This is a genomic window from Aminomonas paucivorans DSM 12260 (genome assembly GCF_000165795.1).
Taxonomy (GTDB): Bacteria; Synergistota; Synergistia; order Synergistales; family Synergistaceae; genus Aminomonas; species Aminomonas paucivorans.
On the sequence record NZ_CM001022.1, the window covers coordinates 1,072,728 to 1,096,930 of the forward strand.

Genomic DNA, 24,203 nt, shown 5'->3' on the forward strand with positions numbered 1-24,203 from the left:
TCATGGAAGAGCATCCGGCGGGTCCGGTGGGGCGGGTGGAGGCGCGGCTGAGGCAGTTGGGCTACGAGGGTCCCCTGCACCGAACGGAGGACACGATCTTTACGGTGGAGGACGCTTCCCGTTCCGTGGGAGCCCCGGCGGAACACATCCTCAAGAGCCTGCTGGTCCGGGTGGACCGGGGGCCCCTGGCCCTGGTCCTCCTGTCGGGACCGAACCGGGTGGACCTCAAGAAGGCCAAGGCTCTCCTGGGGGCGCGCACGGTGACCCTGGCGGACCCGGAGACGGTGGTGGCCCTCACGGGCTTTCGTCCCGGAGGGGTGCCTCCCCTGGGTTACGAGGAGCAGCCCCCCACCCTCCTGGACCAGGACCTGTTCGCCTACCCCGTGGTCTGGGCGGCGGCGGGGGACGACCACACCTTCTTCCCCGTGGCCCCGGAGACCCTCCGGGAGTACACGGGAGGGGCGAGGGCGGACGTCCGGAAGGCATAGACAGCAAGAGGGGGAGGCCTGAAGGCCTCCCCCTTTCTCATCGGTCCCCCGAGGGGGTGGGATCAGCGGGGCTCAGCGCTTCGCCGGAGCCAGGGCGGCGAACCAGCCGTCGAACTCCCGTCGGAACTGGATGGAGTGCACCGGCTTGAGGAACACCTCCATGTTGTGGTCCACCACCGCCCGGAGACAGTGTCCCCCCAGGACGGAGTGGTCCCGGCGGTTCACCACCATGTGGAGATGGGGGTAGAGGGTGTCGTCCTTGTAGCTCACGTCTCCGCTCAGGGCGGACAGCTCGAAGATCTCGTCGTGGACCTCCGTCAGGTATTCGGTGCCCGTGAACCACCCGAAGGTCACATTCCGCACCATTCCGAGTCCCCCCAGGACCACCGCGGAATCGCAGTGGTATTCCTGACAGGCCTTGGCGATGGAGGCGTGGAGCTCCTCCCCCTCCGTCAGACGCAGGGCGAACAGTTCATCCGTCAGGCTGTACCGCATGGCGCCACCTCCCTGATCGTGATGGGTTCCACCCAAAGTGTACCACGTTAGGAAAGTAAACGGGCAATCGGTTCACACCTATCCCTGCAGATAGGATTGAAGCTCCCGGGGATCCATCCCCGCCCCCAGCCCCACGGCCAGGCGAAGCCGGGCCTGGAGGGGGCGCAGGTTCCCTCCGTCCAGGACCCCCATCTCGAAGAGCCTCTTGGCGGAGGCTTCGAAGTCGTAGAGGGGGAGGACCCGTCCCATCTGGCAGCGGGAGGCCACCACCACGGATACGTGGCGGCGGATCAGGGTCTTGAGGTGGGGGATCCAGGGCGGCGGGACGTTTCCCGTGCCGAAGCCTCCCAGTACCAGGCCGTTGAGCCCCTCCGTCCGGGCCAGGGAGGCCAGGATCAGTTCCCCACCCCCCAGGCTGGCCCAGAGGAGTTCCACGTCCTTGGCCGGGATCACCAGGTCGCTCAGGGCGGCGGGACGCCGGGGGGTCCGCCCGATGTAGAGGTCCTCCAGCACCACCTCTCCCACCGGCCCCGTGCCGGGAGCCATGAAGTCCTGTCCCCGGTGGCTGTAGACCTTGGCCACCTCCGAGGCGGCGAAGAGCTCTCCTCGCGAGCACACCAGCACCCCCAACCCCCAGGCGGGGCGGGACGCCGCAGCGATAAGGGACTGCTGGAGGTTCACGATCCCCTCGTTGCTGCTCCGTCTCGCCGGGGAGCTGGCGCCGGTGAACACCACCGGCTGGGGGTAGGGCCAGAGGAGGTCCGTCAGGTAGGCCATCTCCTCCATCACGTCGGTGCCGCTGGCCACCACGATGCCCCCGTAGCCGTCCCGGACCAGGGAGCGGAGCATCTCCAGCAGGTCCGTGGTGAGGCGGATGGTGTAGTGGCTGCTGGGCTGGCGGCTCCATTCCACCACGTCGCAAAGGGGAGCCAGCGCCTCCGGGAGGAGCGCCCGAATCGCCTCCTGCGGAGACGCCTCGAACTGTCCCAGGGTGCTGCCGGCGATGACCAGGGCGATCTTGCCCGTGGGTTCCACGTCAGTATCCCAAGGGGGAGTCCACCAGCACCACGTGGGCCTCCCGGCCCAGGGGGGCCCGTTCCAGGATGGAGACCACCCGGCAGATGCGGTGGGGAGAGTTGCAGTCCACGCAGTGCCCCGTGGCGATGCAGGGCACGTCGATGCCCAACCTCGCCGCGTTGGGGGGGGAGGCGGCGTCCCGGGCCCGTCGCAGGGCGGACTCCAGGTTCGGGCAGATCTTGTCCACCGAGGCCACCACCACCAGTTTGCCGGGGGAGAAGGAGATCCCCGCCACCCGGTTTCCCGTGCCGTCGATGTTCACCAGCATCCCGTCCCGGGTCAGGGCGTTGGTGCCGGTGAGGAAGACCTCCGCGCTCAGTTCTTCCTGGAGCCTTGCCCTTCGCTCCTCCGGGGAAAGGTTCGGAGTCCAGTGGTGGGTCACCTTGCAGCCCCGTTCCTCCAGGAGCCGCGGGAGGTCCAGCTCCCGGATGGTGACGGTTCCGGGGATGCCCACGGTGGACCCCGGGGGGATCAGGTCCAGGACGACCCTGCGGGCCTCGTCGTGGCCGGGGGCCACCCAGGCGGTGTAGCCCTTGGCCTGGAGGTGTTTGCGGGTCGTCTCGGCCAACGTCAGGCGCGAGGCGGTGCGGGGTGCCTCGAAGGGGTTCATGTCGTCTCCTTTCCCCTTGGGAAGGGGGTTCTCGAACTCGCCCGCATTATACCTTCGCCGGGCCGTCCAGGACGACGGTCTCGTGCATTCGGGACCCCAGGCCCAGTCGCTCGGCGTGAGCCAGGCAGGGTCGCCAGTCCACCTCCGGGTGCACCAGGTGGAAAGGATCCATCCCCCGTCCCTCTCCGGGAAGGGATCCCACGGCGGAGTCCGCCAGACAGGGGGCCTGGGCGATGCGCTCCATGCAGGCCTGGTCCAGGGCCACGGGGTCCCGGGAGGCCATCATCCCCAGGTTCGGGGTCACCGGGGCGTCGTTGAAGGGCCAGCAGTCGCAGTTGGGGGAGATGTCCAGGAGGAAGGCCGCATGCAGGTGCGGTTTGCCGGAGACCGCAGCTACGGCGTACTCGGCGATGCGTTCTCCCAGGGCGGCGCCGCTGTGTTCCCACACCACCTGGGCGGCGCCGAAGGCGCAGGAGACGATGCACTGCCCGCACCCCACGCACCGCTCCTCGTCGATCCGGGCGATCCGATCGGGCCCCAGGGTCACCGCCCCGTGAGCGCAGTGGGCCACGCAGGCCCCGCACCCCACGCAGTGCTTGTCCCGGATGACGGGTTTGGAGTCGGAGTGCATGAAGAGCTTCCCCTCCCGGGAGCCGCATCCCATGCCCAGGTTCTTCAGGGCTCCGCCGAAGCCCGTCTGTTCGTGTCCCTTCACGTGGCTCAGGGAGATCAGCACGTCCGCCTCCGCCACGGCGGAGGCGATCCGGGCGCTCCGGCAGTGGACCCCGCCGGGTACGGGAATTTCCCGGTAGTCCTGTCCCCGCAGACCGTCGGCGATCACCACCGGGCATCCCAGGGGGAGGAGGGAGAAGCCGTTCTCCGCCGCCGCGGCCAGGTGGTCCGCCGCCTGGGAACGCCGCCCCCGGTAGAGGGTGTTGGCGTCGGTAGCGAAGGGGAGGCCCCCCCTTTCCTTGACGAGGCGGGCCACGGCGGCCACATAATTGGGCCTCAGGAAGGCCAGGTTTCCCGGTTCCCCGAAATGGACCTTCAGGGCCACCAGGCTGCCCTTCAGAGGTAGGTCGTCGAGCCCCGCCGCCAGGACCAGGGCCTCCAGCTTCTGCAGGAGTCCCTGGTTGGGACGGGTACGCAGGTTCGTGAAGAAGACCCGGGACATGGGAACACCACCCCTTTGGAGGAAATGGAAAGATGCCCTATCCTAGCTCTTGGTACCCGAGGAGGACAGGCATGGACAGGAAAAGACCGGAGCCGCAGCTCCTCTGCCGCCGGTTTCTGGTGGAGGGGCGAGTGCAGGGAGTGGGGTTTCGTCGGGCCGGGGCGGAGATGGCCCGGGGGCTGGGGCTGGACGGATGGATCCGCAACCGGGGGGATCGGGTGGAGGTCCTGGTCCAGGGAGCCCCGGAGGCGGTGGGTGCCTTCGCCCGCTGGTTGGCCCAGGGGCCTCCCTGGGCTCGGGTGGGTTGTGTGAAGACGTGGGAGGAGCACCCCGTTCCCTCGGGGTTTTGCATCCTCCCCTCGGTGGAGGAGGAAGACGGATGAGCACCCAGAGGCTTGAAGGCGTGGAGGCGGGGAAGGGCAACCGGGTGAAACTGGTCCTGGGGGAAAACCCCTTCCACCCCGCAGGGGGCGGCCAGCCCGGGGACAGCGGCTGGGTGGAGGCTCCGGGGCTTCGGTGTCGGATCCTGGATTGCCGGATGGAGGAGGGAGCCCCCGTCCTCCTGGGGGAGGTCCTGGAGGGGACCCCCGTCCCGGGGGCGGAGGTGGAGGCCCGGGTGGACGAGGAGCGCCACCACCTCCTGGCCCGGATGCATTCCGGGGAGCACGCCCTTTCCCGGGCCCTGGAGAAGAACGTGCCGGGACTTCGGGTCTTCAAGGTGAACGTGGACACGAAGGAGAGCCTCATCACCCTCCGCTGGGAGGGGGAGCTGACCTGGGAGGTCCTCTTCGCCGCTGAGGCGGAGGCGAACGGGGTGATCCGGGCGGACCTGCCCGTGACCACCCGGGTGTTCTCCCGGGAGGAGGCCCGGGTGGACCCGGACCTGAAGGCCAACTGGGATCGTCTGGAGGGGGGAAAAGAGGCCCCGGAGTCCCTGCGGGTGGTGAGCCTGGGGGACTACGACAAGGTAGCCTGCTGCGGTTCCCACGTGGAGCGCACCGGGCAGATCGGCGGGGTCCTGATCACGGGTTTCAAGGGGACCGCCCCCCAGTGGGAGGTGCGTTACACGGTGCACCGGGACGAACTGTTGGAAGCCTGGAGCCGACCCCTGCGCCGCCTGGTCCGCCAGGTGGGAAGTCCTCCGGAGGAGCTGGAGAAGGTCTACGGAAGGCTTCAGGAGGAGCGCTCCGAAGCCCGGCGACTCCTGGACCGGCTGCGCCCCTTCCTGGCTCTGCCCTTCCGGGAGGAACCCCGGGGGGAGGCATCCTTCCTCCGGCTGGTGCTCCCGGGCCTGCCCCTGGACCTGATCACGGGACCCTGCAAGGAGACGATCCAGGAGGATCCGAAGCGGCTGGTGCTGGCCCTGCTTCCCGACGAGGGGGAGCGGAGCCCCTTCCTGGTCTGTCGGGGGGCGGGGCTGACGGGGGACCTGAAGGGCTGGCTCAAGGGGCACCCGGAGCTGGCGGCCCGGGGGGGCGGCTCCCCGGACTGGATCTCCGGGGTGACCCAGGAGCGGGACCCGGAGAAGTGGGCGAAAGCGTTGAAGGAGGTTCTCTGAGGGCATGTCTCTGCTGCAGGATCTGATCGGCTGGATCGTGGCCACCATCGGCCACATGGGGTATCCCGGCGTGGTGGCCCTGATGTTCCTGGAATCGTCGTTCTTTCCCTTTCCCAGCGAGGTGGTGGTGCCCCCGGCGGGATACCTGGCCAGCGTCGGGGAGATGAACCTGTGGGCGGTCATCGCCTCGGGCATCCTGGGCAGCCTCCTGGGGGCCCTGTTCAACTACTGGATCGCCGTGCATTGGGGGCGTCCCTTCTTCGAGCGATACGGGAAGTACTTCCTGGTGAGTCCCTCGTCCCTGGACAAGGCGGACCGTTTCTTCGCCCGGCACGGCCACATCAGCACCTTCACGGGGCGTCTGCTTCCGGTGATCCGTCAGTACGTGTCCCTTCCCGCGGGGATCGCCCGGATGCCCCTGGGCTCCTTCTGCTTCTTCACCGCCCTGGGGTCGGGAATCTGGGTGGTGGTGCTGGCCCTGGTGGGGTACTGGATCGGCAACAACCAGGAACTGGTGCACCAGGCCCTTCACCGGATCACCTTCCTCCTGGTGGGAGGGTGCGTCCTCCTGGTGGGGGCCTACGTCTGGTGGCAGCGGCGCAGGCGCGGGACGGCGCCCGGGGGTGCCTAGGCTTCGGGCGGTCCTCCTGGCCCTGGGGGCGGCGGTCCTGCTTGTCGCTCCAGCCCGGGGGGAAGTGCTCCTGCCTCCGCAGGAGGGGCTCTACCTATCAGGACACCCGGACTGCGGCCTCCGGGACGAGACGGTCACCTCAAAGGGGGTCCGGGACTTCGTGGCCCTCACGGGGCGCCCCCTGGTGTGGAGCTACCTGAGCTGGCACTGGGATGGGAGGTTTCCCTTCCCCGCGGAGGCCTGTCGGGTCCTCCACCGGGAAGGGGTGGTGCCTCTGGTGGGGATCCTCCCCTGGTCCACGGGGGAGCAGAATCGTCCGGAGCCCCGGGTCACCCTGAAAGCCCTCCTGGCGGGGCGCTACGACCGACCCCTTCGGGCGGCGGCCCGGCAGGTACGGGGCCTGGGGTTTCCCGTGATGCTGTGCTTCGGCCCCGAGGCGGACGGGGGCTGGTTCCCCTGGTCCGGCCGCTTCAACGGGGGAAGCCGCAGGGACGGCTACGGCAGCCCCGACCTGCCCGACGGACCGGAGCGCTTCCGGGACGCCTTCCGGAGGGTGGTGCGTCTCTTCCGGGAGGAAGGGGCGGTGGACGTCACGTGGGTCTTCCACGCTGCGGAGCGTCCCGGGCCGGACCTGCCCTGGAACGGGACGCAGGGTTACTACCCCGGGGACGGGTTCGCCGACTGGATCGGCGTGAGCCTCTACGGGTGGCTGCGCTCCGGACCGGTGCGGGAGATGGGGGACCTGCTGGCGGGGGCCCTGCCCCGGCTGGAGGCCCTGTCGTCCCGGCGCCCCCTGGCGGTGTTGGAGTGGGGGATCGCCGCGGGTCCGGGGGTGGACAAGGGAGGGTGGATCCGAAATGCCTTCGAGGCCTTCACCTCCGGGGAGCACCCTCGTCTTCGGGCGGTGGCCTGGTGGGACAAGGCCCGTCGCCCCGACGGAACCCCCTCGGGGCTGGCCCTGGAGGAGAGTCCCGAAGGAGTTCGAGCCTACCGGGAGGGGGCGGCTTCCCGGGCCTTCGGCAGTCCGGCCCGGTTCGGCCCGAGGAGGGACTAAACGAAGGGGCCCCGCGTCCTGCGGGGCCCCCGTTCTATTCTTCGTCCTCTTCCGCTTCCGTGGTCCCCGCCCCCGCCTTCATGGCGGCGCGCTTGCGCTCCGTGGGGTCCAGGATGATCTTGCGCACCCGCACGGAGGGGGGAGTCACCTCCACCAGCTCGTCCTCCCCGATCCACTCCAGGGCGCTGTCCACGTTCAGCTTCCGGGGGACGTCCAGGATGATCATGGCGTCCTTGGTGGCGGAGCGGTGGTTGGTGAGCTGCTTCCGTTTGGCGGGGTTGCAGGGCAGATCCTTGGGGCGGGAGCATTCTCCCACCACCATGCCGCAGTACACCGGGTCTCCGGGGGAGAGGAAGAGGGTCCCTCGGGTCTGGAGGTTCTCCAGGGAGTAGCTGGTGGCCAGTCCTCCGTCGAGGCTCACCAGCGAGCCCCGGCTGCGTCCCGTCATCTCCCCGAACCAGGGGGCGTAGCCCACGAACCGGCTGGTGAGTACCCCCAGCCCACGGGTGTCCGTGAGGAACTCGTTGCGGTAGCCGATGAGCCCCCGGGTGGGGATGCGGTACTCCAGGCGCAGCAGCCCCGTGCCGGAGTTGGCCATGGAGAGCAGCTCCCCCTTGCGCAGGGCCAGTTTCTGGATCACCACTCCCTGGTAGTCCTCGGGCACGTCGATGAGGAGTTCCTCCACCGGCTCCAGCAGCTTCCCCGCGTCGTCCCGGTGGGTGATGATCTCCGGCCGGGACACGCAGAACTCCATGCCCTCCCGGCGCATCTCCTCCACCAGGATGGCCAGGTGCAGCTCCCCGCGACCGGACACCTTCACCCCGTCGGGGCGGCCCAGGTCCTCCACCCGCAGGGCCACGTCGGTCTTGGTCTCCCGCTCCAGACGGGCCTTCAGCTGCCGCAGGGTCACCGCCTGTCCCTCCTTGCCCGCGAAGGGCCCGGTGTTCACCAGGAAGAACATGGACACCGTGGGCTCCTCGATGTCCAGGGGGGGGAGGGAGGGATTCTCCAGCTGAGGAGAGGAGAAGAGGTCCCCCAGGGAGATCTCGTCGGGGCCGGAGAACCACACGATGTCCCCCGCTCCCGCCTCCTCCGCCTCTTCCCGGTCCAGCCCCTGGGTGGTGAACAGGTGGACGCAGGAGGCGGGGCGGCTCCAGAGGGTCTCGTGTCCCGACCGTTCCGGGTCGGTCCAGCGGACCCGGGTCTGGGTCAGGGAATCTCCTTTGCGGAGGGTCCCCTGAAGGATCTTGCCGCAGCCGATCTGCCCCAGATAGTCGCTCCAGGCCAGGGTGCTCACCTGCATCAGGAAGGGGGCCTCGGAGTTGGCCTTCGGGGCGGGGACGTAGTCCACCAGGGTGCGGAAGAGGGCCTCCAGGTCTTGGTCCGCCCCGGCGTCCAGGTCTTCCACCAGCCAGCCCTCCAGGCCGGAGCCGTAGAGCACCGGGAAGTCGCACTGCTCGTCCGTGGCTCCCAGCTCCACGAAGAGGTCGAAGGTCTTGTCCAGGGCCTGGGCGGGGTTCGCGTGGGACCGGTCCACCTTGTTCACCACCACGATGGGGCGCAGCCCCAGGCGCAGGGCCCGCATGAGGACGTAGCGGGTCTGGGGCATGGGGCCCTCCGCCGCGTCCACCAGGAGGATCACCGAATCCACCAGGGAGAGGACCCGTTCCACCTCTCCCGAGAAGTCCGCGTGTCCCGGGGTATCCACGATGTTGATGCGGTATCCCTGCCAGTTCACCGTGCAGTGCTTGGCCTTGATGGTGATGCCCCGCTCCCTCTCCAGGTCGCGGCTGTCCATCACCCGTTCGGCGACCCGGGCGTTCTCTCGGAAGGTGTGGGCGGCGCGGAAGATGGAATCGATGAGGGTGGTCTTGCCGTGGTCGATGTGGGCCACGATGGCCACGTTGCGGATCATTTCCGGTGCGGTCATGGTTTTCGTCCTTCTTCTTTCGTCGGATGGGGCCCGCCTGGGGCGGGCAAGTGGGAAGTGTACCACAAGCAGGGGCTCAAGGCGATGGATTTGAGGGAAAATTCCCTGCGGATTCCCCGTGGGAGAGCGTCGATAAATATTTTTTTCATAGACGTATCGTTGACGATATATCCTGCGCGGGGTAGAATCGCCCTGGGGAGACTTGGCCCCCAGGATGTGGAGAACCCGATTCTTCTCAAGAGGAGGAGATGTCCATGAGCCTTTCCAACGAGCAGATCGCCCAGGCCATGATCGTTCGTCTCGACGACGGATTGCCGGAGATGCCCGCCTTCGAGCCGGGCATCCGTCGCGCCCCGGATCGCGGCTTCACCCTCACGGAGGCCCAGACCGTGGTGGCCCTGAAGAACGCCCTTCGGTACGTGCCGGAGAAGTTCCATGCCCAGCTGGCGCCGGAGTTCCTGGAGGAGCTGCGTACCCGGGGCCGCATCTACGGCTACCGGTTCCGCCCCGCGGGACGCCTCCGGGGCAAACCCCTCGACCAGTACCAGGGGAACTGCGTGGAGGGCAGGGCCTTTCAGGTGATGATCGACAACAACCTGGACTTCGACGTGGCCCTGTATCCCTACGAGCTGGTTACCTACGGGGAGACGGGACAGGTGTGCCAGAACTGGATGCAATACCGGCTCATCATGAAGTACCTCCAGGTGATGACCCAGGACCAGACCCTGGTGATCCAGTCCGGGCACCCCCTGGGCCTCTTCAAGTCCCGCCCCGATGCCCCTCGGGTGATCCTCTCCAACGGCCTCATGGTGGGGCTCTACGACAACCCCCAGGACTGGCACCTGGCCACGCAGCTGGGGGTGGCCAACTACGGCCAGATGACCGCGGGCGGCTGGATGTACATCGGCCCCCAGGGCATCGTCCACGGTACCTTCAACACCCTGCTCAACGCCGGGCGGCTTCGGCTGGGGCTTGCGGGAGACCAGGACCTCAAGGGGCACCTGTTCGTCTCCTCCGGCCTCGGGGGGATGAGCGGCGCCCAGCCCAAGGCAGCGGAGATCGCCGGGGCGGTGGGGGTCGTGGCGGAGGTGGACTACAGCCGCATCCAGACCCGACTGGACCAGGGGTGGGTGAGCAAGGCCTCCTCCGACCTGGCGGAGGTCTTCCGCTGGGCCCGGGACGCCATGGACAAGAAGCAGCCCCTCTCCATCGCCTACCACGGCAACATCGTGGACCTGCTCCAGCACTGCGTGGACCACCGGGTGGAGGTGGAGCTTCTCTCCGACCAGACCTCCTGCCACGCCGCCTATGACGGGGGCTACTGCCCCCAGGGCCTTTCCTTCGAGGAGCGCACGGCGCTGCTCAAGGAGGATCGGACCCGGTTCTGCCAGCAGGTGGACCGCACCCTGAAGAAGCATTACGAACTCATCAAGACCCTCACGGAGCGGGGGACCTACTTCTTCGACTACGGCAACTCCTTCCTCAAGGCGGTGTACGACGCGGGGGTGCTGGAGGTCTCCAAGAACGGAGTGGACGACAAGGACGGCTTCGTCTTCCCCTCCTACGTGGAGGACATCATGGGGCCCATGCTCTTCGACTACGGTTACGGCCCCTTCCGGTGGGTCTGCCTCTCCGGCCTCCCCGAGGATCTGAAGAAGACCGACCAGGCCGCCATGGACTGCATTGACCCCAACCGCCGGGGCCAGGACCGGGACAACTGGGTCTGGATCCGGGACGCGGAGAAGAACCGCCTCGTGGTGGGCACCCAGGCCCGCATCCTCTATCAGGACGCGGAGGGGCGGGTGCGCATCGCCCTGAAGTTCAACGAGATGGTCCGCAAGGGTGAGGTGGGGCCCATCATGCTGGGACGGGACCACCACGACGTGTCCGGCACGGACAGTCCCTTCCGGGAAACCGCCAACATCAAGGACGGCAGCAACATGATGGCGGAGATGGCCACCCACTGCTATGCGGGCAACGCAGCCCGGGGGATGAGCCTCGTGGCGCTGCACAACGGCGGCGGCGTGGGCATCAGCAAGGCCATCAACGGGGGCTTCGGCCTCGTGTTGGACGGTTCCGCCCGGGTGGACGAGATCATCCGGTCCGCTCTGTCCTGGGACGTCATGGGGGGGGTGGCGAGGCGCGCCTGGGCCCGGAACCCCCACGCCATGGAGGTGTCCCTGGAGCACAACCGAAACTCCGACGGGCGGGACCACATCACCCTGCCCTACCTGCCCAAGGAGGGTTTCGTGGAAGACTTGGTGAACCGGGCCTTCCGGGGCTGATCCTCCGGGTTCCCTCTTTGCATCCTCACCCTGTCCTCACCGTGGTAGGGGCGGCCTTCGGGCTGCCCCTACCACGGTTTTTCGGGTCGTGCAATTCCGGGACTTGCGGCCCATTTCCTCTGGGCCTGGGGACGACATGAGCCCCCGGGACCCTGCTACGATAACAGCATGGGAAAGCCGTGTTCTGTCCAGGGAAGGAGGGAACGAGGATGAACATCCAGACGGTGGTTCGGATGGAGGGCTATGCCGTCCCGGGCGGATCGAGCTATCTCTACGGGACGACTCCTCAGAGAGCCGCCGCTCCGGCGCTGCCGGTCGAGCGGATCGAGATTCCCGGGCCGAGGGAGATGGACGTGGTCTATCAGTACCGGGTGCTGGAGGGGTGGCAGGGGGAGATCCCCCTCTCCCTCACCTACCTGGTGGCCACCCGGTCCTACTCCCAGAGCGTGGTGGTCTACCAGAGCCAGGACTGGAACAAGTCGCGTTTCTGGCTGGCATGAGGACATACGGAGGGCCTCGGTCGCCGTCGCGTCCGAGGCCCTCAGCGCCTTGTCTTCGTCGTTTTTTCTTCCCCCGTTTGCCTCACACCTCCACCCTCCAGGAATTCTTGAAGAACCGCTGCGCCACGGAAACCGCTTCGGAGTAGCATCCCCAGCTCTGCAGCCGAGCGATGAGCCACCGGGCAAAACGCTCCCTTTTCCGCATCGTTCCCACCTCCAGGGCCTCGCGTCCGAAAACTGCCCACTTTTCAATTGTAGAGCGACAGGGCGAGGAGAGATGATCCGGGATGCCTTTCCTACATGGGCATCCCGCCTCATGGAGCAGAGACGTTTGGCCTCGCGGAAGTCCCTTGGGGCCGCGAAGCCTTGGGATCACGGTGTTCCGTTCCTTGGGGGGATGGGGTAGGATGGAGGAAAGGGTTGGCGGAGGGCGCAGGATTCGAACCCGCGGTGGGGTGACCCACAACTGATTTCAAGTCAGCCGCCTTCGACCGCTCGGCCAGCCCTCCGCATGAAACGGGCCTCATTCTAGCACGCTCCCGAAAGGGGAGGAATGGCGATGAAAGAAAGAAAGCGGATCCTCGGACGTCTGGGTCGGATTCTCGGGGGACTGTTTCTTTTCCTGGCGCTGGGAGGCGAGGCCTCTGCTTCCACTCCCTGCCCGTCCCCGACGGATTCCGGATTGGCGGTGACCCGGTTTTCCTGGTCCTTCGACGCCCGGACCCTGACCGGCCGGGCGGAGGTGGTGCTCACCAACCTGGGCAGAAGGGCCGTCAAGACCCCCGGGGCGATGGTGCTGGCCTACGACTCCGCGGGCAAGGAGCTGAACCAGGTCTGGGGACGCATCAAGGCCTCGTCCCTCAAGCCCGGGGCTTCGGAGGCCCTGGTGCTGGTGATGCGCCTCTCCCGACTTCCCGACGGGGTCAAGGCCACCACCCTGGAGGAACTGGGAGGCACCTGAAACTGAAGCTCCCGGGTGCGTGGTGCCCGGGATGGATTGCGGAAAACGCGGGAAAGCCCCGTACGGAAAGGAGCTCTGTATGACCTTCGAGGACATCGTGAGGAAATGGGTGTGCGTCCCCTCCCGGGTGGCGTTGGTGGGGGCTTCCCCTCGGGAGGATCGCCCCGTGTCGGGGATTCAGGCGTATCTGCAGGCCCGAGGCTTTACGGTCTACCCGGTGAATCCCGCCTACCGGGGCGCCTCCCTGGGAGGGGTGCCCTGCCTGGGGGGGCTGGAGGACCTGCCCGGTCCTGTGGACCTGGTGGTCCTCTTTCTCTCTCCGGAGAAGCAGGCCGAGGCGCTGCATCAAGTGCGTCGCCTGTCCCCGACCCCGGTGGTCTGGTTTCAGCCCGGGGCGGAAAACCCCCTGGGGGCGGAGAATCTGCGGCGGGAGGGGGTCGAGGTGGTGGAGGACTGCATCCTGGCGACCCACAAGCGCCTTTGCGGGAAGGCCTGAGCCCATGGCCCCCTTCGAGCACCCGCTGACCCTGCGGGTCCGATACAGCGAGACGGACCAGATGGGCATCGCCTACCACGCCAACTACCTGGTCTGGTTCGAGGTGGCCCGGACGGACTACTGCCGGGCCCTGGGGATGCCCTACGTGGACTGGGAGAAGCAGGGGATCTTCCTTCCCGTGGTGGAGGCGCACTGCCGCTACAAGAAGCCTGCCCGGTACGACGACGCTCTGAACGTCCTCTGCTGGGTTTCGGAGCTGAAACCCCACAGCCTGGTGTTTTCCTACCGGGTGCTGCGGGAGGACCTCCTCCTGGCGGAGGGATGGACGAAGCACGGCATCTGCGACGCTCAGGGAAGGCTCGTCCGGGGGGACAACCCCTTCTATCGATGGATGGAGGAGCGGAACCCCTAGGCGTTTCCCGCCCCCTCGGAGGGCGGGGCGGGTACACCCTCCTGGAGGTTCTGGTGGTCTTCTCCCTTTTATCCGCTCTCTCCGGACTGATCTGGATCGTGGCGGGTCCCCCGCGATTTGCGGGGGCGGGAAGGGAGCGAGCCCGGGAGGCGGCGCTGCGTGGGGCGCAGTGGCTCCAGGGACGCCTGCTTCAGGCCCGGGAGGAGGGGCGGAACTTCCGGTTCCGCGTTTCCCTGGCGGACCGGCTTCCGTATCTGGAGATCCGCTGGGAGGACACGGGGCTCTGGGAACGGTACGATTCCGGGGAGAACGCTTGGTTTCGCGGGGAAGGACCGGCCCGTTGGGCCTTCTACAGCACCAAGTGGCACACCCTGTCCCCCGGGATGGTTCTTTACGTCTTTTCGGACCGAGAGTCCAGCCCTGCCGCCGTCGCTTTCATCGTGATCTCCCCGGCCTGCCGGGTCTCGGTGGTCCGGCAAGGGCCCTGACGAACCGAAGGGAGAGGCTCCCATGACGGAACCCCGAAAGCACACCTATCGCGTCACCGGCATGACCTGCGCCACCTGCTCCCGCATGGCCCAACGGGCCTTGGCCCGGGTCCCGGGAGTGCAGTACGCTTCGGTGAACCTGGCCACGGAGACGGCCTTCGTCCTGACGGACCCCTCCGTGGGGGAGGAGACGCTTCGGGAGGCCGTGATGGGAGCCGGATACGATCTCCTTTCCCAGGTCCCGGAAGATCTGGAGGCCCGCCGCTACGCCCAGGCGGTGCGCAACCTGGTCTTCGTCCTGGCCCTGACGATCCCCCTCTCTCTGGCCATGCTGGCCCACATGGGAGGCCGTCACGTGCCCTTCTACCCCTTCCTGGAGCTGGTCCTGGGAGGGCTGGTGGTGTTCTGGGGCGGGCTGGCCACCCTGCGGGGGGCCTGGATCGCCCTGATTCACCGGCACGCCAACATGGACACCCTGGTGACCCTGGGGGCCCTTTCGTCCTGGAGCACCGCCTTGCTGCGCCTGGCGGGGGTTGCCATCCCCTCCTTCGGGGCCATCGGAGCCATGATCCTGGCGCTCCACGTCCTGGGCCGCTTCATCGAATCCCACCTGCGGGATCGGGCCACCCGGGAGGTGAAGGCCCTTATGCGTCTCCAGGCTGCGGAGGCCCGGGTGATCCGTCAGGAGGAGGCGTTTCTGATTCCCCTGGAGGCGGTTTTGGGGGGAGACCGGGTGCAGGTGCTCCCGGGAGAGCGGATTCCCGTGGACGGGCGGGTCGTGGAAGGGCTCTCATCGGTGGATGAATCCCTGGTGACCGGGGAGTCCGTGCCCGTGCTCCGCCGGGAGGGGGACGAAGTGACCGGGGGCTCCCTGAACCTCTCGGGGGTGCTGCTTCTGGAGACGGTGAGGGTGGGGGAGGACGCCTTCCTGGCCCAGATGCTCCGCATGGTCCGGGAGGCCCAGGGAAGCAAGGTCCCCCTCCAGGCCCTGGCGGACCGGACCACCCTGGTCTTCGTGCCCCTGGTGGCCTTTCTGGCTGCCGCCGCCGCCCTGGGGTGGCTGCTGGTCCCGGACGCCATGGAGGTCCTGAGGCGCCTGGTCCCCTTGGCGGGGAGAACGGACGGTGACGCTGGCGTCACGGCCCTCTACGCCGCCATCGCCACCCTGGTGATCGCCTGCCCCTGCGCCTTGGGCCTGGCCACCCCCATGGCCCTGGCCGTGGGGGCCGGAGAGGCCTCCCGGCGGGGGATGCTGCTGCGCAACGCCGAGGCCTTCCAGACCCTTCGGGCCGTCCGGGTGGCCCTTCTGGACAAGACGGGCACCCTCACCCAGGGGGAACCCCGGGTGGCGGTTTCCCGTCTGGAACCGGAGGCCTCCGCGGCGGCCCTGGCCCTGGAGGAGCGGTCGAATCACCCCCTGGCCCGGGCGGTGACGACGTTTCTTCGGAACGCAGAGGGGGTTTCTCCCGTCGTGGGGCTTGAGGAGGTCGAAGAAACCCCTGGGGAGGGCATCGGGGGCGTCCTGAAAGGGCGGTCCTGGTTTGTGGGACGCCCCTTGGATTCCGGAAAGTACCGGGACCTGCTGGATCAGGGCTGTACTCTGGTGGAGGTGCGCCGGGACGGGGAGGTCCAGGGAGTCCTGGGGGTGACGGACCCCCTGCGGACGGGGAGCGTGGAGGCGGTGCGGCGTCTGGAGGAGCTGGGGATCCGGGTGGTCATGGCCACGGGGGATCACCCCGCCGTGGCGGAGCGGGTGGCCCGGGAGACGGGCATCCGGGAGGTCCACGCGGGGGTGCATCCCGGAGACAAGCTGGACCTGGTGCGTCGTTTCCAGGCGGGGGGCGAGCGGGTCCTCATGGTGGGAGACGGGCTCAACGACGCGGGGGCCCTCAAGGGAGCGGACGTGGGGGTGGCCATGGGAAGCGGTCTGGACCTGGCCCTGGACAGCGCGGACCTCATCCTGGTCCGGGGGGAGCTGGCGGGCCTGGCCGACGCGGTGCTCCTTTCCCGAAAGCTGGTGCGGGTGGTGGCCCAGAATCTTGTGGGGGCCTTCTTCTATAACCTGGTGGCCCTGCCCCTGGCGATGCTGGGGCTGCTGCACCCCGCCCTGGCGGAGGTGGCCATGGGGGCCAGCTCCATCACGGTGATCCTCAACTCCCTGAGGATTCGAGGGAGAGAGAAAGGGGAGATGGAATCATGAAGAGAGTGTTCCACGTGCCGGACATGTCCTGCCAGCACTGCGTGAACCGGATTTCCGCCGCCCTGCGGGGTATGGGGATCGAGGCCTTCGAGGTGGATCTGCTGACCCGTCGGGTGACCCTGGAGACCGGCGATCCCCGGAAGGTCCTGGAGGTGCTGGACGAGACGGGGTATCCCTCGGAAGAGATTCCCGCTTGACGGTTCTCGGGAAGGCTATAAACTAAAATAGTTATAGAATATAGTTTCCGGGCGCACGCCGCCAAGGAGGGGATGCCGTGTACCGCTTTCCGCTTCCCGGCCAGGAGGATCTTTCCCTGGTTCTATGTGGCGCCGCAGGTCAGGGGGTCCAGACGGTGGAGTCCCTGTTGGTCCGCCTCACCAAGCAGGAAGGGTTCCACGTGTACGCCAGCAAGGAGGCCATGTCCCGAGTCCGGGGAGGCAGCAACTCCACGGAGATCCGCCTTGCCCCCCGTCCCGTTCGGGGCCTGTTGGATCGGATGGACCTCCTGGTCTGTTTCAACAAGGGTGTGCGCTCCAACGTGCGGGATCGGATCGGGCCCCACACCCTGATCCTGGGGGACCTCGAGGAGCTGGGGGAGGAGTTCTCCTTCGCGGGGGACCGGTTCGTCCATGCCCCCCTTCTTGCCACGGCTCGAGAGCTGGGGGGGCCGGTGTATGCGGGGATCGTGGCGGTGGGGCTGGTGGCGAGGCTTCTGGGGATCCAGCAGGAACGGGCCCTCACCTTTGTGGAGGCCCGATTCCGGGACAAGGGGGCCTCGGTCTCCCAGGCCAACGGGGCAGCCCTGCGCAGGGGGTACGACCTGGGGGCCCGGGTGGCGGAAGAACAGGGCGTTTCCATCTCCCTTCGCCGGGGAACCGGGCTGGAGGGGCGGATTCTCCTGAGCGGCAACGACGCGGTTTCCCTGGGAGCCCTGGCGGGGGGGTGCGACTTCGTCACCGCCTACCCCATGTCCCCGGGCACGGGGGTGCTGCAGTTCATGGCCCAGAACGCCGCGGAGTTCGGCGTGGCGGTGGAGCAGGTGGAGGACGAGCTGGCGGCGGTGAACATGGCCCTGGGGGCCTGGTACGCTGGGGCCAGAGCCCTCGCCACCACCTCCGGGGGCGGGTTCGCCCTCATGACCGAGGGGATCAGCCTGGCGGGGATCGCGGAGCTGCCCCTGGTGGTCCACCTGGCCCAGCGTCCCGGTCCCGCCACGGGAATGGCGACGCGGACGGAGCAGGGGGACCTGGACCTGGCCCTTTACGCGGGACACGGGGAGTTCCCTCGACTGATCCTGGCCCCGGGGACCTTGGAAGAGGCTTTCCAGTGCGCCCGAAGGGCCTTCGATCAGGCGGACAAGCACCAGATCCCCGTGTTCCTCCTGACGGACCAGTACTTCCTGGACACCCTGTACGACCTGCCTCCCTTCGAGGGCTTGGACCGGGAGCCCACGAGGTACGTGGTGCCCACGGAGGCGGACTACCGGCGCTATCGCCTCCTGGACGCGCCCCTGTCCCCCCGGGGCATCCCCGGATGGGGGGAAGGTCTGGTGGGCGTGGACAGCCACGAGCACGACGAGGCGGGGCACATCAAGGAAGACTTCGCCCTGCGGGTGCGGATGAACGACAAGCGTCTGGCCAAGCTGGCGGGGGTGGAGGAGGACTCCTTGGACCCGGTGTGGACCGGTCCGGAGAACGCCAGCACCCTGGTGGTGGGCTGGGGCTCCACGGGCCCCATCCTGGACGAGGCCCTGGACCTGCTGGGTCGGCGGGACGTGGCGCACCTGCACTTCCCCCAGGTCTACCCCGTGCCTCCCCGGGCCCTTCCCCTGCTGCGGCGGGCGAAGCGCGTCGTGGCGGTGGAGGGGAATGCCACGGGACAGTTCGCCCGGCTCCTGGAGCGCCATGAGGGGGTTTCGGTGCAACGCCGGGTGTTGCACTACTCGGGCCTCCAGATGGGCGTGGAGACCGCGGCGGCGCGTCTGGAAGCGGTCCTGGAAGGACGGGAGGGATGACCATGGATCCGCGGATCTACGACGTCCCCGGCGACAACTCCTGGTGCCCCGGCTGCGGGAACTTCCCCATCCTGGAGGCCCTCAAGAGAGCCCTGGCGGAGCTGGAGACGGACCCGAAGGACCTGGTGCTGGTCTCGGGGATCGGGCAGGCCGCCAAGACGCCCCACTACTTCCGAAGCCATTTCTTCAACGGTCTGCACGGGCGGGCCCTGCCCGTGGCTACGGCCATCCAGGCCGCCAACCCGGGACTGCGGGTCCTGTGCATCGGCGGGGACGGGGACATGTACGGCGAAGGGGGCAACCACTTCCTCCACGCCGTGCGGCGGAACCCCCGATTGACCCACCTGGTACACAACAACATGGTCTACGGCCTTACCAAGGGACAGGCCTCCCCCACCAGCCCCGTGGGGTTCGTCACCCCCATCCAGGTGGAGGGGGTGCAGGCGGAACCCTTCAATCCCCTGGCGGTGGCCCTGTCGCTGGGGGCCTCCTTCGTGGCCCGGGTCTTCTGCGGCGACGGGGAGATGATGAACCGCGTCCTGGTGGAGGCGATCCGCCACGAGGGCTACGCCCTGGTGGATCTCCTTCAGCCCTGCGTCTCCTTCAACCGGATCCACACCTACCGGTGGTTCCGGGAGCACACCGTTCCCCTTCCGGAGGACCACGACCCTTCGGACCGCAAACAGGCCCTGCTGAGGGCCCTGGAGACCGATCCCTGCCCCGTGGGGATCTTCTACCGGGAGACCCGGCGGGTGTTCCACCGCGCCCTGGCCCCCTATGAAGAGAACGAGGAACCCCTGCATGCCCGGCGTCGGGACCCGGGAAAGCTGCGGGCCTTCTTGGAGCGTTATCGTTAGATCTGCCCCCGGTTTCGAGGAAGCCGGACCATCGCACAGCCTAAATTGAAGGAGGAGAACGCCATGACCCAACCCATCGCCCTGGGGACCCTGCTCCCCGACGTGACCCTGAAGGATCAGGACGGAAACGACGTGACCCTGTCCGCCCTGCGGGGGAAGAAGGTGCTGCTGTCCTTCCACCCTCTAGCTTGGACCCCGATCTGCCGAGACCAGATGCAAGGACTGGAAAATGCCTACGACGCCATTGAGGCTTCGGGGGTGGTCCCCTTGGGACTGAGCGTGGACTCCGTGCCCTGCAAGAAGGCCTGGGCGGACTCCATGGGGCTGAAACGGCTTCGCGTTCTGGCGGATTTCTGGCCCCACGGAGGGTTTGCTCAGTCCCTGGGGCTCTTCCGGGAACGACAGGGTTTCTCCGAGCGGGCCAACCTGCTGGTGGATCAGGAGGGCAAGGCCGCCTGGCTCAAGGTGTACGAGATCAAGACCCTTCCCGACCTGGACGAGGTGTTGTCCGTCCTGAGAAGATAGGGAAGGTCCCCTTCGGGGGAGGAAGGAGGTGGGGTACATGAGGCTAGGAAAGGTTTGGGTTCTGGCGTGGGTTCTCGGAGGCGTGTTTCTGGGGGGAAGCGCTTGGGCGCATCCTCCCAAGTCCGTGACCCTCTCGCTGGATGCCCCTTCGGGGCGGTTGACCGTCCAGGTGGCCCACGGGGTGAACGATCCGGCGAAGCACCACGTCCAGAGAATCTCCGTCTTCGTGGGGGGCAAGCTGGCGGCCCAGAAGGAGTACCCGTCCCAGACCGACGTCAACGGGATGACGGATACCTTCTCCGTCGGGTCGGTGCCCAAGGGGACGGTGATCCGGGCAGAGGCGACCTGCAACATCATGGGATCCGCCACGGGAGAGCTGATCGCCCCCTGAACGGGCGGGGCGATGGAACAGGAACGGAAATGACTGAGGAGGGGATGGGCGTGTTGAGCCCATCCCCTCCTCGCTTGTCTCGCCGCACCTCTCGCTGGAGGACTCCTTCAGGGGCGCCACTCCACGGAGAGGAGCTTCTTCCAGGTGAAGCTCCTGAGGGCGTCCAGGGAAGGGGTCTTGCCTTGGGCGATGCCCAGATAGTCCTCCATCTGCCGTTGGTAGGCCAGTCTCTTGAGGGGTTCGTACTCCCCCCTGCGGAGGGTGTCCTGGTGTTCCGCCAGCTGCCTGTAGACCTCCCGGACTGGCACGAAGGCGGGCCCCTGGGGGGTGAGGCGGATGGAGTACACGAAGGTCAGGGCGGATTTCCCCTCGTACACGGGCAGCTTCCCGTAGGAGGGGACCTGGGGGGAGACGTACACCGCCGTGCCTCGGGGCACCCGCAGGGTGGTGGTCATGGTGTCCCATTGGGTGGGGCCCACGGGGGCCGCCACCACCCAGAGCTTGGGGAGGGCGGTGAGGTGCCCGAACCAGATCTGCACGCCCTGTTCCTTCTCCGAGGCGGGCAGAAAGGTGAGCTTCCAGAGCAGGTCGTCCTTCCTGTCCTGGTCCTCCCGGGATTGGGCCTGGCTCATCGCCGCCAGGCGCAGCCCCTCCACCTCCCGGAGGGGATAGGTCCCCGTGGGGGTACGCAGGAAGGCCTGGGCGACTTCGTCTCCCTCTTCCCGAAGTACCAGGAAGAAGGGGTAGGCTCCCTTGGGGCGAAGGACTCGAAGCTCCGCCGCCGCAGGGTACGCGGACCACAGGGTCAGGGCCAGGGCAGCCACCAGGGCGAGACCCACCGGGATCAGACCGGGACGACGCATCCCCACTCCTCCTCCCCTCAGCTCAAGGACACGATCCGGACGATCCTCTCCGACGAGACGTCCCGGGCCAGCTCCGCCACCGTTTTGCGCAGTGCCGGATGTACCCAGTCCGCCGCCACCTGGAGCAGGGGCACCAGGACGAAGGGGCGCTGGGGGATGCCCGGGTGGGGGAGGGTCAGCGCGGGGGTCTGGAGGACCCGGTCGTCCCAAAAGAGCAGGTCCAGGTCGATCTCCCGGGGGCCGTTGCGGTGCCGAGAGATCCGCCCCATCCGCCCCTCCAGGTCCTTGAGAAACCTTAAGGCCGCCTCCGGGTCTTCCTCCGGCACCGAGGCCACCAGGCAGGCGTTCAGGAAGGGAGGTTGATCCTCGTCCCCGAAGGGGGGGGTCTCGAAGACGTCGCTGGCCCGTTCCACGGTCCAGCCCGCCGCGGTCAGCTCCCGCACCGCCCGGCGCAGGTTTCCCAGACGGTCCCCCAGGTTGGTCCCCAGGGCCAAGGCGACCCGACTCATCTTGCCACCCCCCTCACCGCGTCCACCATCCGGGCCGCCCGGACGTTTTCCGCCACGTCGTGGACCCGCACCAGGGACACCCCCTGCCAGGCGCAGAGGGAGGTGACCGCCAGCGTGGCCTCCAGCCGGTTCGCCGGGTCCGGCAGTCCCAGGACCGTCCCCAGGGTGCTCTTGCGGGAGGCCCCGACCAACAGGGGGCGTCCCAGGGGACAAAAGGCCTCCAGGTGTCGCAGAAGCTCCAAGTTATGCTCCGCCGTCTTCCCGAAGCCGAATCCCGGGTCCAGGACCACCCGCTCCGGTTCCAGACCCGCCTGGGCTGCCCGGGCCATCTGCTCCCCGAAGAAAGCCGCCACCTCTCCCAGAAGGTTCTCGTAGTGCGGAGCCTGCTGCATGGTCCGGGGGACGCCCTGGATGTGCATGAGCACCAGGGAGGCCCCTCCTCGGGCCACCGTCGAGGCCAGGTCCGGGTCGAAGGTGAGGCCGGAGATGTCGTTGATCAGGTCCGCCCCCTCTTCCAGGCAGGCCCGGGCCACGGCGGCCTTGGTGGTGTCCACGGAGAGGACCGCCTCGGGAAAGCGGGACCGCAGGGCCCTCACCGCAGGGGCCACCCTTCGGATCTCCTCCTCCGGGTCCACCGCAGCGGCCCCGGGACGGGTGGATTCCCCCCCCAGGTCCAGCACGTCCGCCCCCTGGGCCAGCATGGCCTCCCCCCGGACGAGGCAGGAGTCCGGGGAGTCCAGGCGGCTTTCCTGGTGGAAGGAGTCGGGGGTGAGGTTGAGGATGCCCATGATCCGGGTCCGGTCGCCCAGGGGGAGGGCACGCCCCCCGGGGAGGGGAAGGGACCATCGACGCTGGCTCAGTCCCGTCAGGGCTTCCGTCAGTTTCCGGCGCAGGGCGTCCAGCCCCCAGTAGGGCATGGCGGCCAGCTTGTCCTCCAGGCTGCGGAGCTGGGAAAGGGTTCCGAAGAGGAGCACCGAGGACTCCCCCACCCCCCGGTCGATGGCATGGGCGTGTACCGCCGCGTCCCCACCCCGGGCCAGGAGTTCCTGCTTCAGGGCGTTGGCCGCTCGGGTGTCCACGTGGAGGCACTGCAGGCAAAGGGTCTCTCGTTTTCTATGGAAGAAGCTGTGGCACCGCGGGTCCGCTCCCAGCGCCTCCAGGGCGCCGGAAAGTTCCCTATCGTCCACGAAGCGAATCTGTACCAAGGGCATGGCGGGTTCTCCTGTTCCTTCTGGATTTGTCGCAAACGCCGCCATCATAGGTCCTGCTTCGGAGAAGGGTCAAGAAAGGGGCCGCCCGCCGGGCGGCCCCGAGGGTCAGCGCAGGAGAAAGGAGCCCCGGGGTACGGGGTCGATGGTCCCGTGGTCCACCGCCACCTGGCCCCGGAGGACCACGTAGGCAATGCCCTCCGGGGGGAGAAGCTGGTCCTGGAAGGTGGCCCGGTCCACAAGACGCTCCGGGTCGAAGACCACCAGGTCCGCCGGGGCCCCCTCTTCCAGCCTTCCCGCGTCGAGCCAGCCCATCTCCGCGGGGAGGGAGGTGGCATGGCGGATCGCCTCGGGCCAGGAGAGTCCCTCTTCCCGCAGAAGCCGAAGGCCCCGCGGGAAGGTCCCCGCCGCACGGGGGTGTCCCTGCCCCTGGTGGAGCACCGCGTCGGAGGCCAGGGCGCACCGGGGATGGCGCAGGCATTCCCGGACCTCCGAACCGTTCAGCACGTGGGCGATCACCAGAGCCTCCGGGTCGTCCCGCCGCAGCTCCGCGAAGGTCTCCGGGGTGAGCCTCCGTCCCCGGTACCTGCCGCTTCCCGCCTCCAGAGCCTCCACCCCCTTGCCCCAACGCTCCTCGAATCCCGGGTCGAACACCGCGGAGCCCACGTGGGTGCAGAAGGCGTCGTAGGGGTAGCAGTCCAGGGTCACGTCCGCTCCCTTCTCCCAGGCCGCCTCCACCAGCTCCAGGGCCTGGCGGGTGAAGCCGAAGGCGGTCATGCTGCCGAAGTGGGAGAGGTCGAAGCGCAGCCCCGTCTCCAGGGCCAGATCCAGCACCTCCTGCACCGCCTCCAGGCAGCGGGGGCCGTCGTAGCGGATGTGCACGGGGATCCAGCGGTGGGGGAAGGGGCGCAGCTCCTCCGCCAGGGCTCGGATCTCCTCGGAGGAGGTGTGGGGGGCGTACTCCAGGCCGAAGGAGAGGCCGAAGGAGCCCTGGCGCAGCTCCTCTCGGAGCAGGGCCTTCATGGCGTCGATCTGTCCCGGCGAGGCGGGGAGGTACACGTCCGTCAGGCCCACCTCCTCCCGCAGGGCCCGGTGTCCCGTCAGGTACCCCAGGTGGAGCCAGGGGGAGGTGCGATGGGGGCGGATCCGTTTCAGCAGGGGGCCGGAGCCGCAGTTTCCCGCCAGGGCGGTGGTGACCCCCTGGAGGAGCAGCGCTCGCTCCACCGTGTGGGGGTCCTCCCTTTCCTCGTCGTGCATGTGCAGATCCACAAAGCCCGGTGCCACCAGGAGGCCGGAGGCGTCCAGGACCCGGGTCGCCTCCGGCTTTTCCCCTTTCGGAAAGACGATGCGCCCTCCCCGGACGCCCAAGGAACCCAAACGGCAGGTCCCTCCTCGAGGGTCTACCAGGGTTCCCCCGAGGAGCAACAGATCAAGTCGTTCCAAAGCAGACGCCTCCTTTCGGGAAAAGCGGGACGGG

The 24,203-nt window shown here is 68.1% G+C and carries 27 protein-coding genes and 1 tRNA gene; 17 read left to right on the plus strand and 11 right to left on the minus strand.

All coding sequences use genetic code 11. The annotated features are described in order from the left end of the window. The first annotated feature begins 2 nt into the window (after positions 1-2). Complete coding sequence (locus APAU_RS04885) at positions 3-488, plus strand: aminoacyl-tRNA deacylase (RefSeq protein ID WP_006300590.1); 486 nt, start codon at positions 3-5, stop codon at positions 486-488. Between the two features lie 72 nt (positions 489-560). On the opposite strand, the gene APAU_RS04890 is transcribed toward APAU_RS04885, so the two are convergent. The 4 genes from APAU_RS04890 to APAU_RS04905 all read right to left on the minus strand — a co-directional run bounded on the left by APAU_RS04890 (position 561) and on the right by APAU_RS04905 (position 3,844). Then, on the minus strand, positions 561-983 hold the full coding sequence (locus APAU_RS04890) for a PPC domain-containing DNA-binding protein (RefSeq protein ID WP_006300591.1): 423 nt from the start codon (positions 981-983) through the stop codon (positions 561-563). Positions 984-1,061: 78 nt separating this feature from the next. After that, positions 1,062-2,018, minus strand: a complete 957-nt coding sequence (locus tag APAU_RS04895) for an asparaginase (protein WP_006300592.1) — start codon at positions 2,016-2,018, stop codon at positions 1,062-1,064. Between the two features lies 1 nt (position 2,019). Beyond that, positions 2,020-2,670, minus strand: a complete 651-nt coding sequence (locus tag APAU_RS04900; protein ID WP_006300593.1) for a lactate utilization protein — start codon at positions 2,668-2,670, stop codon at positions 2,020-2,022. Positions 2,671-2,716: 46 nt separating this feature from the next. After that, a complete protein-coding gene (locus APAU_RS04905) occupies positions 2,717-3,844 on the minus strand; it encodes a DUF362 domain-containing protein (protein WP_006300594.1) in 1,128 nt (375 codons plus the stop codon). 71 nt (positions 3,845-3,915) lie between these two features. Here APAU_RS04905 and APAU_RS04910 point away from each other — a divergent pair, with 71 nt between their 5' ends. Genes APAU_RS04910 through APAU_RS04925 form a run of 4 tightly spaced genes read left to right on the plus strand, consistent with a single transcriptional unit; the run spans position 3,916 to position 7,087 of the window. Next, the gene (locus APAU_RS04910; RefSeq protein WP_006300595.1) at positions 3,916-4,227 is read left to right on the plus strand and encodes an acylphosphatase; all 312 of its coding nucleotides are present in this window, start codon (positions 3,916-3,918) and stop codon (positions 4,225-4,227) included. Further along, positions 4,224-5,402 (plus strand): alanine--tRNA ligase-related protein, encoded by a 1,179-nt coding sequence (locus tag APAU_RS14625; protein WP_006300596.1) that lies wholly within the window; start codon positions 4,224-4,226, stop codon positions 5,400-5,402. Before APAU_RS04910 ends, APAU_RS14625 begins: the two co-directional genes overlap by 4 nt. A 4-nt stretch (positions 5,403-5,406) precedes the next feature. Continuing rightward, a complete protein-coding gene (locus APAU_RS04920; RefSeq protein ID WP_006300597.1) occupies positions 5,407-6,033 on the plus strand; it encodes a DedA family protein in 627 nt (208 codons plus the stop codon). Further along, on the plus strand, positions 6,026-7,087 hold the full coding sequence (locus tag APAU_RS04925) for a glycoside hydrolase family 26 protein (protein WP_006300598.1): 1,062 nt from the start codon (positions 6,026-6,028) through the stop codon (positions 7,085-7,087). The genes APAU_RS04920 and APAU_RS04925 overlap by 8 nt, the downstream gene beginning before the upstream one ends. Positions 7,088-7,121: 34 nt before the next feature. On the opposite strand, the gene typA is transcribed toward APAU_RS04925, so the two are convergent. Continuing rightward, positions 7,122-9,017 (minus strand): translational GTPase TypA, encoded by a 1,896-nt coding sequence (typA, locus tag APAU_RS04930; protein ID WP_006300599.1) that lies wholly within the window; start codon positions 9,015-9,017, stop codon positions 7,122-7,124. 254 nt (positions 9,018-9,271) lie between these two features. Between typA and APAU_RS04935 the strand changes: the two genes are divergently transcribed. After that, complete coding sequence (locus APAU_RS04935) at positions 9,272-11,302, plus strand: urocanate hydratase (protein ID WP_006300600.1); 2,031 nt, start codon at positions 9,272-9,274, stop codon at positions 11,300-11,302. 209 nt (positions 11,303-11,511) lie between these two features. Next, on the plus strand, positions 11,512-11,802 hold the full coding sequence (locus APAU_RS04940) for a hypothetical protein (RefSeq protein ID WP_006300601.1): 291 nt from the start codon (positions 11,512-11,514) through the stop codon (positions 11,800-11,802). Positions 11,803-11,884: 82 nt separating this feature from the next. Here APAU_RS04940 and APAU_RS14630 read toward each other — a convergent pair whose 3' ends face one another. Together APAU_RS14630 and APAU_RS04945 are read right to left on the minus strand one after the other, a co-directional pair. Then, a complete protein-coding gene (locus APAU_RS14630) occupies positions 11,885-12,007 on the minus strand; it encodes a hypothetical protein (protein ID WP_006300602.1) in 123 nt (40 codons plus the stop codon). Between the two features lie 216 nt (positions 12,008-12,223). Further along, a tRNA-Ser gene (locus tag APAU_RS04945) sits at positions 12,224-12,311 on the minus strand. A gap of 50 nt (positions 12,312-12,361) precedes the next feature. Here APAU_RS04945 and APAU_RS04950 point away from each other — a divergent pair. The 10 genes from APAU_RS04950 (at position 12,362) to APAU_RS04995 (ending at position 20,146) form a co-directional block, all read left to right on the plus strand. Beyond that, positions 12,362-12,763 carry a hypothetical protein gene (locus tag APAU_RS04950; protein ID WP_006300603.1) on the plus strand — a complete coding sequence of 134 codons (402 nt, stop codon included), beginning with the start codon at positions 12,362-12,364 and terminating at the stop codon, positions 12,761-12,763. A 97-nt stretch (positions 12,764-12,860) separates the two neighbouring features. Next, positions 12,861-13,259, plus strand: coding sequence for a CoA-binding protein (locus APAU_RS04955; protein ID WP_232207767.1), 399 nt, complete (start codon positions 12,861-12,863; stop codon positions 13,257-13,259). Positions 13,260-13,263: 4 nt separating this feature from the next. Beyond that, on the plus strand, positions 13,264-13,671 hold the full coding sequence (locus APAU_RS04960; protein ID WP_006300605.1) for an acyl-CoA thioesterase: 408 nt from the start codon (positions 13,264-13,266) through the stop codon (positions 13,669-13,671). Further along, a complete protein-coding gene (locus tag APAU_RS04965) occupies positions 13,647-14,159 on the plus strand; it encodes a type II secretion system protein (RefSeq protein WP_040344909.1) in 513 nt (170 codons plus the stop codon). Before APAU_RS04960 ends, APAU_RS04965 begins: the two co-directional genes overlap by 25 nt. Positions 14,160-14,181: 22 nt before the next feature. Beyond that, the gene (locus tag APAU_RS04970) at positions 14,182-16,359 is read left to right on the plus strand and encodes a heavy metal translocating P-type ATPase (protein WP_006300608.1); all 2,178 of its coding nucleotides are present in this window, start codon (positions 14,182-14,184) and stop codon (positions 16,357-16,359) included. Then, a complete protein-coding gene (locus APAU_RS04975) occupies positions 16,356-16,556 on the plus strand; it encodes a heavy-metal-associated domain-containing protein (protein ID WP_006300610.1) in 201 nt (66 codons plus the stop codon). The genes APAU_RS04970 and APAU_RS04975 overlap by 4 nt, the downstream gene beginning before the upstream one ends. A gap of 77 nt (positions 16,557-16,633) precedes the next feature. After that, on the plus strand, positions 16,634-18,373 hold the full coding sequence (locus tag APAU_RS04980) for a 2-oxoacid:acceptor oxidoreductase subunit alpha (RefSeq protein WP_006300611.1): 1,740 nt from the start codon (positions 16,634-16,636) through the stop codon (positions 18,371-18,373). Between the two features lie 2 nt (positions 18,374-18,375). Beyond that, positions 18,376-19,230: a thiamine pyrophosphate-dependent enzyme gene (locus APAU_RS04985; protein ID WP_006300612.1), complete on the plus strand. Its 855-nt coding sequence runs from the start codon at positions 18,376-18,378 to the stop codon at positions 19,228-19,230. A 63-nt stretch (positions 19,231-19,293) separates the two neighbouring features. After that, entirely contained in the window at positions 19,294-19,755 is a 462-nt protein-coding gene (locus tag APAU_RS04990) for a redoxin domain-containing protein (protein WP_006300613.1), read from the plus strand. 37 nt (positions 19,756-19,792) lie between these two features. Further along, positions 19,793-20,146: a LamG domain-containing protein gene (locus APAU_RS04995; protein WP_006300614.1), complete on the plus strand. Its 354-nt coding sequence runs from the start codon at positions 19,793-19,795 to the stop codon at positions 20,144-20,146. A 107-nt stretch (positions 20,147-20,253) separates the two neighbouring features. On the opposite strand, the gene APAU_RS05000 is transcribed toward APAU_RS04995, so the two are convergent. The 4 genes from APAU_RS05000 to APAU_RS05015 all read right to left on the minus strand — a co-directional run bounded on the left by APAU_RS05000 (position 20,254) and on the right by APAU_RS05015 (position 24,169). Next, on the minus strand, positions 20,254-21,009 hold the full coding sequence (locus APAU_RS05000; protein WP_006300615.1) for a hypothetical protein: 756 nt from the start codon (positions 21,007-21,009) through the stop codon (positions 20,254-20,256). A 17-nt stretch (positions 21,010-21,026) separates the two neighbouring features. Continuing rightward, positions 21,027-21,518: a 2-amino-4-hydroxy-6-hydroxymethyldihydropteridine diphosphokinase gene (folK, locus tag APAU_RS05005; protein ID WP_006300616.1), complete on the minus strand. Its 492-nt coding sequence runs from the start codon at positions 21,516-21,518 to the stop codon at positions 21,027-21,029. Next, positions 21,515-22,729, minus strand: coding sequence for a dihydropteroate synthase (gene folP / locus APAU_RS05010; RefSeq protein WP_006300617.1), 1,215 nt, complete (start codon positions 22,727-22,729; stop codon positions 21,515-21,517). The genes folK and folP overlap by 4 nt, the downstream gene beginning before the upstream one ends. 105 nt (positions 22,730-22,834) lie before the next feature. Next, complete coding sequence (locus APAU_RS05015) at positions 22,835-24,169, minus strand: amidohydrolase family protein (protein WP_006300618.1); 1,335 nt, start codon at positions 24,167-24,169, stop codon at positions 22,835-22,837. Positions 24,170-24,203 lie beyond the last annotated feature (34 nt).